Here is a 12,758-nt window from a genome sequence, read left to right on the forward strand (position 1 = left end):
CAATGTCTGCCCTACTTTTTACCAATCCGTCTCTGGACTTGCTTAAGATCCCACTTTCTTTCAGGATCAACTTGTTGTAAATCTTCAATTGCTTGTAAAAAAGTCCCTTCCATAAGATCTCTAATATCTTCGTTCCATTTTTTCTCAAGAGTGTTAGCTGTTGCCTCCCTTCGAATAATACATTGATTTAGCATATCAAGATCGAATCTAGCGTGTGCAAGAATGTTCTCTACTTCTCGCTGTACTCCAGAAAGAGGCTGAGTTCTTCTTCGCCCTTGTCGTTGAGGTTGAATCGTTATCGGAATGGGTAATGAAGTTGAAGCGTATAATGGTTTTTCCCAACCTCCACGTGAAGCATATGCAACAACTGTTGGCTCTCGGTCATAATTTTCTGCAACGGCTTGTGGATGTTCCGAATCATCTTGTGGTACGTGCAAATCTCCTAGCCCTTTTATATTAAAAGAAAAGCTAAAACGCCCCTGCCCTGAATCAATAATGTTAACTCTAAACATCTCTTCAAATTCATAACAACAACAGTCTCTCAACTCATTAAATGCCAACATTAAATAATGCAGTTGCTCTAAATTTATTTCATCTTTATTTGAATAACGTAGCAGCAAGTTTAGCTGATCATACACTCGGTAGTTTTCTCCAAAAAACCAATCACTGATCTTTTGCCACACAGTTCTATACTGTCGAGCCTCTTCACGGCTCTTCGCATTATGTATTCCTTGGTATTGTTTAGGACCAATATTGAAAGCTCTTAGGAACCGATTTTCATAGATTGCTGCTGTATTTGATATTTCAGACATGACTTAAGCCCTGATAACCAGCACAGTTTAAAGATACCCCTGATAGCCAAACTTGGCTAAAAAACTAAACCATTTTTAATAAGAAGTTTACTTAACGAGAAGTCAGCTATGAGTTTTACGACTCATAATTCCAATAAAGAATACACTGCCTAATGCCGTTGTGATGATACCAACTGGCAATTCTTGCGAAGATAAAAGAGTACGAGCAAGCACATCAACCCACACCATAAAAATGCCCCCAACTAAGCCTGAAAGTGCTAAAGAGTTTGTTCGAAATATCATACGAACCAAATGCGGTATCATTAAGCCAACAAAACCTATTCCTCCACAATTTGCGACTAAAACAGCCGTAATAAGAGAGCAAATAAGCAGTACACTCAAGCGTAATTTTTGAACTGGTACACCAAGGGTTTGCGCGGTTTCATCTCCAAGCTGTAGAGTATTAATCCAAGGTTGAAGCAATTGTAGAGCCAATATGGAACAAGTAACAACTATCGTTGGCCATAGCAACATCTCCCAATTAGCCTGAGTAAAACTGCCAAGCCCCCAAAATAAAACAGAGGCTGCGGCTTGAGGTTGAGCAAAGTAAAGCAACAAGCTACTGAATGCCGAAAACATGAATGAAATCGCCACCCCAGATAACAGCATTCGCTCTACCTGAAGTTGTTGATGAACCCCAGATAGAATCAAAACTAAAAAAACCGAAGCAGCGGCTCCTGTAAAAGCAAAAGCAGTGATCCCTAACGACGCTGCAAGACTCGCAGTTACACCAACAGAGGCCGCTAAGATGGTAAAAGCAACTGCGCCAAATGAAGCCCCTGAACTTATCCCGAATAAATAAGGGTCGGCCAATGGATTTCGAGTAACCGTTTGTAATGTCTGCCCTGTTACCGCTAATCCAACACCGGCTAACAAGGCTAATATCACTCTAGGAAGACGAAGATCAATGATAATACGGCTCATTAAATCCGTTGAGGTAGGAGCCATCATTGATTCCCATACATCGGAAAAAGATGTCTCTACAGAGCCAAAACTTAACGAGACAAAAACACTGATGATAAGCATCATCAACCCTGTGATATTCATACCAAAGGCGTTTTTCATGCTTGTTCCTTGTTTTTACGTTGCGGCTGAAGCTGATAGCAGTATTTTATATGAGGCTTAGCAAGTTCGGGATCTGCCGTTATCTGACAGTCTACTCCAAATACGGTTGAGATATTTTCCTGAGTAAGTACCTTCGTAGGTTTATCATAAGCCACAACCTTTCCAGTATTAAGCAACAGTAATTGATCACAAAAAGCACTGGCGAGATTTAAATCATGGATGGTTATGACAACCGAGATAGATAACTCCTTAATAATACTGAGGAGTTGGATCTGATATCGAATATCTAGGTGATTTGTTGGTTCATCTAAAATCAACAATTCAGGTTGCTGGACTAGAGCTCTTGCAATTAATGCTCTTTGTTTCTCGCCACCAGATAGTGTATGAAATTGTTGTCCGACTTTATCAGACAATCCAACCGTTGAAATCGCATCTAAAATGAGTGCCTTATCAGGTTGCTTTAAAGACAATAAGGATTGATAAGGAGTCAATCCAAGTTCCACCAGCTGTTCAACAGTCAGGTGAATATTACTCGGAGTATCTTGTTGTACTACGGCAATTTTGGTAGCCAACTCTAGTGAAGAGTATTCCTTCAGAGGTTTATCAAATAGTCTGATTGAGCCTGAGCAATCTTTAATATAGCCATAGAGACACCGAAGAATACTGGATTTCCCTGATCCATTAGGCCCGATCACTCCCAGTACTTTTCCTGTTTTCAATTCGAAGTGAATATCATCTAACACAAATGAATCGTTTGGGCTCCAAGAAAGCTGAGAAACCTTGACGGATGTATTTGTCACGAGAGCAACCCTAAGTAACAGATTAATAAAGTTTAATTTTTTCGAAATCGGACGCTAGTGTAGCATCTTTTCCCATTATCCCACCTATTTATCCCTGTGCTAACGAGGAGCAATTGATGACAGAAATGACAACAGCAGTGCAACCAGCACCAAGTTATTCAACGTTATTCGAAAAGGCTGAAACCGTGGGAGGAGCGATGTTGAGCGGTTTGATGTTCGGTGGCGTTAAAGCCGCAGCAATCAACGGTAGCGTAGCCTTCGTTAAATCCTTAGCAGATGAAGCTGTTTATAAAGTTGCCCCTGAAGTTGCTAGCTCTGGTTATTATCGTTTTATATCAGGAGCAGGGGATGTGTTAATAACAAGTTCAGGCCCTTTAAAGACAAAAGGTACGCCGCAAGCTTTTGGAGCCGCAGTATCTGAAATCGCCGCAAAATTAGCTAATCATAACGTTCTTGATGAAGAGCCTTCCGAACCGAAAGGCACTCAAACTAGCCTTTGGGACGTTGCTTTATCTGTGACAACAAGAATGGGAACTGCAATACTTTGGCAGCAACAAGCACAGGCATTAGTCCCTAAGCCCGTAGTAAATGCAGTTCAACCTACAGTCACACAAGGAACAAAAATGGGGGGCATTGCTGCAAAAACGCTTCTGGTTACGATTGCTGGTGACGTCGCTCAGAAAGGAGATCCTTTTCGAACCTCTCAGAATATTTACTTCTGATTATCAATAGCCTGAGATGAACCAAATTGCGAAAATAAAGCTCATAACAACTATGAGCTCTATGCTCGAATTTTATGACTTTGCATTATTGATTTTCTTAGCACCAACATTAAGACTGATACTATTTCCTCACTCCGATATACAAACTCACCAGCTGCTCCTATTAAGCATATTTGCATCTGGGTATTTGACTCGTATTATAGGTGGAATTTGGTTTAGTCATTATGGCGACCGATTAGGTCGTAAATCTACGTACATAAAAACAGTAGCCATCATGACCGCTGCCAGCTTTGGGATTGCATTATTGCCTAGCTACGCCGAATCTGGCTATGTCGGATTAATTTGTTTGATTTTTCTGCGCTTGATACAAGGCTTGTCACTAGGTGGAGAAATACCCGGAGCAATTGTATTTGCTGCTGAGCATAGTGAAATTAACCGCAGAGGATTTACCACAGGACTTATTGTTGCAGGAGTGACAAGCGGTAATGTCGTCGCCAGTGGCCTTTTAGTCTTGCTAACGACTTATCTTTCTCATGATAGTTTTACTCAATATGGCTGGCGATTAATGTATATTGCAGGGGCATTATTTAGTCTGTTCAGTCTGTATTTACGCCAATCTATTTCCGAAACTCCAGTCTTCCTAGAATTAAAAAATAAAGTCGAAACATTCCCTGCTAAAATCTTCCTACGGCGATATAAAAGTAAACTCATTTTAGGAGTCCTCATTACCTCTGCTCCCGCCATTGCGATTTCTAGCATCTATCAACTTTACTATCTTTCAGACATCACTCTAGCGCTACCAATCTCTATGCATACATTCATTTTACTGAGCTTCATATGTACCTGCATTGGCGCCATAGTCTCTGGCTTAGTGTCCGATAAGATAGGACGAATTCCAATAATCAGACTCAGTTGTATCATCATCTTTCTACTACCTTTAAGCTACCATTGCTTTTATAAGTGCAGCTTACTCTTAGCATTCTTACCTCTAATTGTTAATTCAGCTCTGATCAGTGGCGTTTATGAAGCCACACTCAGTGAACTTATGCCCACTCAAATAAGATTTACCGGTATCGCTTTATGTCTCAATCTGGCATTTTCAACTATTGGAGGTTGCTCTCCTTTGCTAATGGAGTGGCTAAATCTCCACGGTGTCAATTCAGCGATTTCATGGATACCAGCCTTCATTTCCATCCCTCTGTTTATAGCCAGCTTTTATTGGAAAGACCATTTCAATCTAAGTCTAAATTCCAATAACTGATAGCCTGACTACAGCAAATATTATTTACTCTTGATTTCGGTCAACTTCATAAAAAATAAAAAGCACATAATAGCTTCACGCATTAAACCAAATATAAATAATCACTAGTGAGAGATAATCCATGATGAATAAACGCCCAAGCTTTAAGAAATCGGCAGTTTTATTAGCTGTCCTCGGTAGCATCTCATCAGTACCAGCTTTAGCTGATAGTAATACAGGTTTTTTGGAGGGTAGCTCTACTAACCTTAACTTCCGCTATCGCTATGAGAATGTCGACCAACAAGGCATTAAAGAACAAGCTGATGCTTCAACGCTTCGCAGCCGACTCACCTTTAAAAGTGGCACATTCAGTAACTATCGAGTGCTAGCAGAAGTCGATAACGTGACTCGTATTGGTGCTGAGCGATATAACAGCGGTAATAACCATGACAACGTAAAAGGGTATCCAGTCGTTGCGGACCCAACGGGTACTGATTTAAATCAGTTAAATGTGATGTATCAAGGTGAGAATGGTGCGTTCACTCTGGGTCGCCAGCGTATTAATTTGGGTAACCAACGTTTTGTAGGTGGCGTGGCGTGGCGCCAAAACGAGCAAACGTTTGATGGTGCTCGTGGTCAATACACCTTCAATGATAATTTTTCACTTGATTACAGCTTTGTTTACCACGTTAACCGTATTTTTGGTCCAGACGGCCCTAAAAGTTCTCTTAACGGTTATTTCCACTTTATTAACGCCACTTATAAGCAAAGCGAGATGTTGAATGTGACCGCTTTCGCTTACCTGTTGAACGATAACGATTGGCCTGATCAAAATAATACGATTGGCTTTGACTATACAGGTAAATTCGGTTGGTTAAGCGCACATGCCAGTTATGCGAAACAAGAATATCGTGATTTTGACGCAGGCTATTTTGCAATCGACGGTACAGCAAGTGTTTCCGCTTTCAAATTTACCTTAGGTATGGAAGAACTGGGTGATGACCACGGTCAATATGGCTTTAGTACACCGTTAGCGACAGCTCACAAGTTCAATGGTTTTGCAGATAAGTTCTTAGCCACCCCCAAAGATGGCTTAAGAGATTACTATGGTAAAGTCGCGACCAAAGTTGGCCCTGTTAATTTGGCCGCTTTCTATCACAAGTTCGAATCAGTCAATAACAAACGTGACTACGGCACTGAGTACGATTTAGTAGCAAGTGCTAAAGTGCATAAAACAACTACCGTGCTAGTAAAATACGCGAGTTATGATGCTGATACGACTTCGGCTTCAGACAAAGGCTTAACTGCTGATACTGATAAGCTGTGGTTAATGGCTAATGTAAACTTTAATCTTTAATCATTTAAGTTATGGATGAAAAAAACGGGCTTTTGCCCGTTTTTTATATCATGTTAAGTTTTGCTTCTTAGCCTTATATTAATGCCTCAACTTAAGCTATTAGACTTGGTATAGCTCTATGAGCCCCACTTATTTTCAGCCCATAAACAAACCACTGCCATACCTACTATAAACAATACAATCACCAATAAAACGCAGCACACCATAATCATACTTGATTCGAAGTCACTACTTCCTTTACTTACTGAGTATGACTGTGACACTACAATAGGCTTTTGTTCAGCATAGCTAAGCGCTGTTAAATCAATAGCTTTATGAAACTGTCCCTGTGGCGCTTGAGGCTGTTGAGCACTTTTTCCGACGTTCACCAGTAACGAGTAACTCCTATCTGCATTAGTAAATGATTGAGAAGGGGTATCAGGCTGTTTGGGTGAAATTGTCCCATAGTTAGGAGTTATCACATCGGGATTTAAGTCTGCACGAGCTGCCATTTTGCACCTACAAAATATACTTCAATACAGACATTGTATTAGATTAGCCAAAAACAACTTAGTTAATTATTATCAACCTTTTATTCACATTTATTGGGCATATTGGTGACAAACAGTTTGGCTCACCTACATCCACTCTTGTACAAACTCTTCACCATAAAGTGATTCGTACGTTACTTTAAAGCGTAAATTATCCATCAACTCCCACATTTGTTCGGATGTTAAAGGGCAATTAACCGTTTTAATCACCATTTGTTTATCTTCAACTTTATAGAATCGATTGATATTTCCTGAACCTCTGTGGCAATCTTTCTTGAAATCTTTAGATTTAATCTGCTTCCAAATATCTATGGTTTTATTTAACTTTTCATCTCCCCAAAAGATATCTACATGAGTCACATTCGCAGGCCCTAGCCCTTGGTTATTAATGTACATACTTAAAGTCATCCTGCCGTTGGGAGTCGGATCTGTATTCACTTCAAGCGCCAAGTGAGGGTAAATTGATAATTCATTGTGGGTTTTCAGTAAATGCCCTTGCCATAAAGAAGTCGCAATTGCACAGACAGCCATTAAAACAGTGCCAAGTGCCGTCCACTTCTCCCAATGTATTATTTGTTTGTTCTTGTTTTTATTCATTTTGATTTCCATATCGACAAAAAAGCTAAGTCATAATGACTTAGCTTTCGATGTTATTCGTTTGATTTAAACTGAAAACGGATAATTAATCGCTTCGTGATGTTCATACCCCGTCACGTCAAAGTCATCCAAGGTAACCCATGTTTCCAAATCTTCAAAGGTCTTAATTTCAGGGTTTATGTGCAATTGAGGCGATGCAAACGGTTCGCGTTTAACCTGAACATCTCGCATTAGCTCTAATTGGTCTTCGTAAATATGAGCGTTCACTATCTTATGATAGGCCTTACCTGCTTTCAGGCCTGTAATTTGCGCCATGATTTTAAGCAAAGCAAACACTTGAACCGCATTAAAGTTACCACCTAGAGGAACGTCTTGGCTGCGTTGATAACTGTTTAAATAAAGGGTGCCATCTAAAATAGAAAACTGATGCTGGAACATACAAGGACGAAGACAACCTAAGTGGAAGGAGCCGGGATGATAGAAGGTAATAATTTCACCTCGATTATCAATGCCCTTAGATAAGTCATCGACGACTTGCTTAATTAAATCAACACTACCACCATCTGGTTTAGGAAAATTACGTGCCACGGCGCCATATACAAAGCCCATATCATCCTCACCTTTTCGGTTTGGATTCGCTAGCCAGTCTTCGTTATCATTCGCATTGGCATTCCAAGTGTTACAGCCAATTTTACGAAAATCAGCCGCATTATCGTAACCACGTAAATAACCTAGTAGCTCAGCGATAGCTGCTTTCCAATAGCTTTTGCGTGTCGTCACCAGTGGCAATTCATTACGATCAACATGATAGGTTAAATCGGCATTAATCACAGTTAAGCAGCGCTTTCCTGTACGCTTATTTTCAACCCATACGCCTTTATCAATAATACGCTGGCAAAGATCTAAATATTGCTTCATTGCTGCAGTCCTTGCTTTCTAAAGATAAGATATAAGCCTAAAAGAATCATTGGTAGGGAAAGGATTTGCCCCATAGTAAACTCGCCTAAATATAAGCCAAGCTGGGCATCAGGCTGGCGTACAAATTCAACCAAGCTTCTAAAGATACCGTAGCAAAGTAAGAACATACCTGATACTGCACCAACTTTATTGGTACGTTTACTGAACCAATATAAGATTAAGAATAACGCCACGCCCTCTAAGGCAAATTGATACAGTTGAGATGGGTGACGCGCCAACGGCCCTGCTCCAGGAAACACCATACCCCACGGTACATCGGTTACTCTTCCCCAAAGTTCACCATTAATAAAGTTACCAATGCGTCCAGCACCTAAACCAATTGGTACTACTGGGGCGACCATATCACCAACAGCAAGGAAGTTACGTTTCTGGCTAAAGCAGATATAAACGAAAGCTAAAATTACGCCAATCAAGCCACCGTGAAATGACATTCCACCTTCGGTGATTCGAAACAAATACATAGGATCAGATAAGAAGTAGTCGAACTGATAAAACAGCACATAGCCAATCCGTCCACCTAAAATGACTCCTAAAAATGAATAGAACAACAAATCTGAAACCTGATCTCTTGTCCAAACCCCATTGGATTTATCCGCTTTGCGATTTAATAAAACCATCGCAGCAACAAAGCCAACTAAGTACATAAATCCGTACCAACGGATAGCAGGTTCAAAGGTTTGCCCAAAAATTTCATAGGTGCCTAAATGCAGCATGATTGGGTCAATATGTGGGAATTCTAATGCCATTGTATTTTCGTAACCAATTAAAATTGTGAATAAAACTAACCGCTGAATGAACTAATTACAAGTTCAATACCAACAAAAAATAAAAACAAGGCAAACACCTTTTTAAGGACAGGAGTCGGCCACGTCATTGCTGCTTTTACTCCAAGTGGAGCGACTAATGTTGAAGTAATTGCAATGCCTACCAACGCCGGTATATAAATATATCCTATTGTCGCTGATGGTAAATCGGTGACATTCCACCCTGCAACAATGTAGCCAATGCTTCCCGCAAGCGCGACACAAAAGCCAGCCATACTTGAAAGCCCGACTGCACGCTGCATTTTTTGTCCGAAATAACAAAGTAGAGGCACAATTATAACGCCGCCACCTATTCCGAGCATGCCACATAACATAGCAATGAGAACCATCATTCCAAACAGAATAGTTGGGGGAGGCAAACTTCTCTGATTAGCTTCAGCTTTGATTGGTCTCGCCATATTGATAGCCATCAAAATGACAAATATGGCAAAAAATTGTTTCATGGCTTCGGCAGGGATAAGCGATGCCACGCTGCCTGATAACACCGCACCAATGAAGATCCCTGGAACCAAAACTTTGGCAACACCCCAATCTAAATTTTGCCTGCGATGATGTGCGGCTACAGAAGAAAAAGTGGTAAGAACCATATTTGCCAAAGATGTGGCAATAGCGATTAATGGAACATAGTCGGCATTAACGCCCATTTGTGGTAATAAATAAAATAAGGCTGGAACAACGATGAGACCACCTCCGATCCCCAACAAGCCAGCCATAAACCCAACCAAAGAACCCAAAGCCATAAATACTGTAATGGCTATCCAAAACGAATCCAACTCAACCTCAACCATCAAAATGTTAACTTTTCTATGATAACAGGCTCAGCCTCAAAGCAATATTATTTGAATATATAAATTGAAATCATGCTGAATGACCAGTCAAATTATTTGCCAATGATGATTGAATTTGAGAGCTAAGCCCTTCTTGTATTGCTCAGCTAACTTTTATATTTTGCTGTTCAAAGTAAGACTCAAGCGACGTCCTAACATCAAGACCACTGTCCAAACTTAATAACTTAGATAAAATTTGCTTAAGCTCTGAGAGCTTAACCCTTCTCAGTACATAATTAACTTTGGGGATATTGCCGTGGTTCATACTGAGCTTGTTACACCCCATGGCAAGCAACAACGCTGCTCCCATCGGTTCGCTGGCTAGTTCACCACATACACTGACATCTAGCTGGTGTTGACGACAATCCAGCATAATTCGCTGTAGTGCACGTAAAACCCCTGGATGGTAACTATCATATAGCTCACTGACTCTTGGGTTGTTACGATCGACAGCTAATAAATACTGAGTTAAGTCATTACTGCCTACTGAAACAAAGTCGACTCTTTGTGCTACTTGATCCAGCTGGTAAACCAAACTTGGCACTTCAATCATGACTCCAACTTTGGGTTTTGGAATACTTTTATCTAATTCACTTTCAATTTCTTGATGCGCTTTATTTATGTACCCTAATGCACGATCAATCTCATCTAACTGACTGACCATAGGCAGTAAGATTTGCAGCTGTTGTTGACCATGATCAGCTTGAATCATAGCTCGCAGTTGGATGAGTAATAAGTCAGGATGATCTAACGATAAACGTATTCCTCGCCAACCGAGACAAGGATTAACTTCATTGATGGGAAAATAAGGTAAAGCTTTGTCACCACCAACGTCTAAGGTTCTCATCACTACGGGACGATTAGGCATTGATTGCAACACTTCAGCATAAAGCTTGATTTGCTCAATCTCACTAGGGAAATGCGGCTGAAGCATGAAAGCAACTTCAGTACGATACAAGCCAATACCATCAGCTTCATTAACCACTTCGTTTTGAATGCCACCTAATAACCCTGCATTCACATACAAATTAGCTTTATGTCCGTCTAACGTGACTGTTGGCTCGCTCATTTCTTTACGATAACGACGCTCTTGAGCTCGCTCGGCCTTAATTAAAGCCTGATATTCTTTAACTACTGATCGAGTTGGAGAAACCAATAACATGCCTCTATGGGCATTTAAGATCAGTTTTTTATCCGTTAAGTCCGCCAGTAATAATTTATCGACACCCACAACGGCTGGTATACCTAATGCTCGCGCCATAATACTTGCATGAGAGTTAACACCACCAAATTCAGTGACTATGCCAGCCAGCTTATCTTGAGGAAATTCAGCCAGTATGGTTGCATCCGCATCACGGGTAACAAGGATAACAGGTTCATCAAACTCCATCTGTAAACGATTAGGTTCTATTAAATGTCTGAGCACTCTTTGACCTAAATCTCGAACATCGTTTGCACGTTCTTTAAGGTATGGATCTTCCATCTCAGAAAACTGTTTAATAAACCTTAGAGAAACTCGGCTTACTGCCGATTCCGCTTTCCAACCAAGCTGAACTTCTTTCTCAAACTCACCGCCTAAGCTATTGTCGTCCAGTAATAACTGTAACGCTGAAAAAATCGATACTAAATCTTGTTGCTGGGCTTGATCAAAACGTTGAGCTAGCTCATCCAGCATGGTTCGAGTTTGTGTAATCGCTAAATGTAAGCGTTCATATTCAAAGTTAGTATCATTGCTTACTTCATCCTGTTGCTCTAAGGTAATCTGCCCCCCCATTACCACAGCTGGAGCAATGGCGATACCAGAAGAGGCTGATAACCCTTGGAGTATGACTAGGCTGCGCTTTTTATTAACTTTTTCTTTTTGCTGCAGTCCACCTATTGCTAAAGAGACCTGCGCAGCTAACGTCACTAAAAACGCTTCTTCATTTTCTGTGAACTGGCGAGATTGTTGTTGCTGAACGGTAATAACACCAAGGACCTGCTTGCGATGAATAATGGGAACAGAAAGAAGCGCTTTATAGTCTTCTTCCATCACCTCTGGGTAACCTTTAAAATTAGGGTGACTTTGAGCGTTGGCTAAATTAAGTGGTTCTTCACGCTGTACAGTTAAGCCAATTAAGCCTTCTGAGACAGGGACTTTAACTTTTCCAACGGCCGATTTCTGTAAACCGTCAGTGGCAGATAAAACCAGCTTTTGATTTTCAAGAATAAAAATAGAACAGCATTGTGTGAGCATGGCTTCTTTAGTGCCTGTCACCAGCACCTTTAAAGCTTGTTCATAGTTTGCAGCCGCAGCCATTGATTGACTAATTTTTTTTAGCGTAGTTAACAACGGCTGCCTCCTTTTTTATGAGATACTGTGGTCTAAATAATCAGTTCCTAACGTTTTTTATACCTCTTTCGTCCGCCACTAAAATCCCTTTGCTGCATTGCAAGTACTATTGGGGCGAACTCTTTCATTACCTTCCGATATACATCTCGTTTAAAGGACACGACTTGCCTTACCGGATACCAATAACTAACCCAGCGCCAGTGATCAAATTCAGGATGACCAGATGCATTCAGGTTAATGGCTTTTTCATGGCTTTTTAATTGTAATAAAAACCACTTCTGTTTTTGTCCGATACAAACAGGTTTACTATCTTGTCTAATCAAGCGCTTGGGTAGACGATATCGCAACCAAGATCGACTTGATGATAAGATTGTCACATGCTCAGGTTTAAGCCCCACTTCTTCATACAATTCTCTATACATTGCTTGTTCAGGGGTTTCGCCATCATCGACACCGCCTTGTGGAAATTGCCATGAGTGTTGCCCAAACCTTCTCGCCCACATAACCTGACCGAATTTATTACAGATAATGATGCCTACATTTTCACGAAAGCCGTCACTATCAATCACATGGACTCCAAATATTTTGCAAATATATAAACTGATTGTTTCATAAAGTAAGGATTCCAGCAAATT

Annotated in this window: 13 protein-coding genes; 3 read left to right on the forward strand and 10 right to left on the reverse strand. The window is 40.6% G+C overall.

Translation table 11 applies throughout. The features are described from left to right. Window positions 1–11: 11 nt before the first annotated feature. The 3 genes from E2H97_RS13840 to E2H97_RS13850 form a co-directional block, all read right to left on the reverse strand. A complete protein-coding gene (locus E2H97_RS13840; RefSeq protein WP_133407684.1) occupies window positions 12–812 on the reverse strand; it encodes a hypothetical protein in 801 nt (266 codons plus the stop codon). Between the two features lie 102 nt (window positions 813–914). Then, window positions 915–1,916 carry a FecCD family ABC transporter permease gene (locus tag E2H97_RS13845; RefSeq protein WP_133407685.1) on the reverse strand — a complete coding sequence of 334 codons (1,002 nt, stop codon included), beginning with the start codon at window positions 1,914–1,916 and terminating at the stop codon, window positions 915–917. Then, window positions 1,913–2,716 (reverse strand): ABC transporter ATP-binding protein, encoded by an 804-nt coding sequence (locus E2H97_RS13850; RefSeq protein WP_133407686.1) that lies wholly within the window; start codon window positions 2,714–2,716, stop codon window positions 1,913–1,915. Before E2H97_RS13850 ends, E2H97_RS13845 begins: the two co-directional genes overlap by 4 nt. A 116-nt stretch (window positions 2,717–2,832) precedes the next feature. Between E2H97_RS13850 and E2H97_RS13855 the strand changes: the two genes are divergently transcribed. The 3 genes from E2H97_RS13855 (at window position 2,833) to E2H97_RS13865 (ending at window position 6,035) form a co-directional block, all read left to right on the forward strand. Beyond that, window positions 2,833–3,438 carry a hypothetical protein gene (locus E2H97_RS13855; RefSeq protein ID WP_133407687.1) on the forward strand — a complete coding sequence of 202 codons (606 nt, stop codon included), beginning with the start codon at window positions 2,833–2,835 and terminating at the stop codon, window positions 3,436–3,438. A 52-nt stretch (window positions 3,439–3,490) separates the two neighbouring features. Beyond that, a complete protein-coding gene (locus E2H97_RS13860; RefSeq protein WP_170308311.1) occupies window positions 3,491–4,699 on the forward strand; it encodes an MFS transporter in 1,209 nt (402 codons plus the stop codon). Between the two features lie 121 nt (window positions 4,700–4,820). Further along, on the forward strand, window positions 4,821–6,035 hold the full coding sequence (locus E2H97_RS13865) for an alginate export family protein (RefSeq protein WP_133407689.1): 1,215 nt from the start codon (window positions 4,821–4,823) through the stop codon (window positions 6,033–6,035). A 116-nt stretch (window positions 6,036–6,151) separates the two neighbouring features. Here E2H97_RS13865 and E2H97_RS13870 read toward each other — a convergent pair whose 3' ends face one another. From E2H97_RS13870 to rppH, 7 genes are all read right to left on the reverse strand, one after another. Beyond that, window positions 6,152–6,526 (reverse strand): hypothetical protein, encoded by a 375-nt coding sequence (locus E2H97_RS13870; protein WP_133407690.1) that lies wholly within the window; start codon window positions 6,524–6,526, stop codon window positions 6,152–6,154. Between the two features lie 126 nt (window positions 6,527–6,652). Further along, complete coding sequence (locus E2H97_RS13875; protein WP_133407691.1) at window positions 6,653–7,162, reverse strand: hypothetical protein; 510 nt, start codon at window positions 7,160–7,162, stop codon at window positions 6,653–6,655. A gap of 66 nt (window positions 7,163–7,228) precedes the next feature. After that, window positions 7,229–8,080, reverse strand: coding sequence for a thymidylate synthase (locus E2H97_RS13880; protein WP_133407692.1), 852 nt, complete (start codon window positions 8,078–8,080; stop codon window positions 7,229–7,231). Next, entirely contained in the window at window positions 8,077–8,886 is an 810-nt protein-coding gene (lgt, locus tag E2H97_RS13885) for a prolipoprotein diacylglyceryl transferase (RefSeq protein WP_133407693.1), read from the reverse strand. Before lgt ends, E2H97_RS13880 begins: the two co-directional genes overlap by 4 nt. A 35-nt stretch (window positions 8,887–8,921) precedes the next feature. Then, window positions 8,922–9,737, reverse strand: a complete 816-nt coding sequence (locus E2H97_RS13890) for a sulfite exporter TauE/SafE family protein (RefSeq protein WP_425466810.1) — start codon at window positions 9,735–9,737, stop codon at window positions 8,922–8,924. Between the two features lie 157 nt (window positions 9,738–9,894). Next, window positions 9,895–12,123, reverse strand: coding sequence for a phosphoenolpyruvate--protein phosphotransferase (gene ptsP, locus E2H97_RS13895; protein WP_133407694.1), 2,229 nt, complete (start codon window positions 12,121–12,123; stop codon window positions 9,895–9,897). Between the two features lie 47 nt (window positions 12,124–12,170). Next, entirely contained in the window at window positions 12,171–12,692 is a 522-nt protein-coding gene (rppH, locus tag E2H97_RS13900) for an RNA pyrophosphohydrolase (protein ID WP_133407695.1), read from the reverse strand. Between the last annotated feature and the right edge of the window lie 66 nt (window positions 12,693–12,758).

Source organism: Parashewanella tropica, assembly GCF_004358445.1.
GTDB classification, from domain to species: Bacteria; Pseudomonadota; Gammaproteobacteria; order Enterobacterales; family Shewanellaceae; genus Parashewanella; species Parashewanella tropica.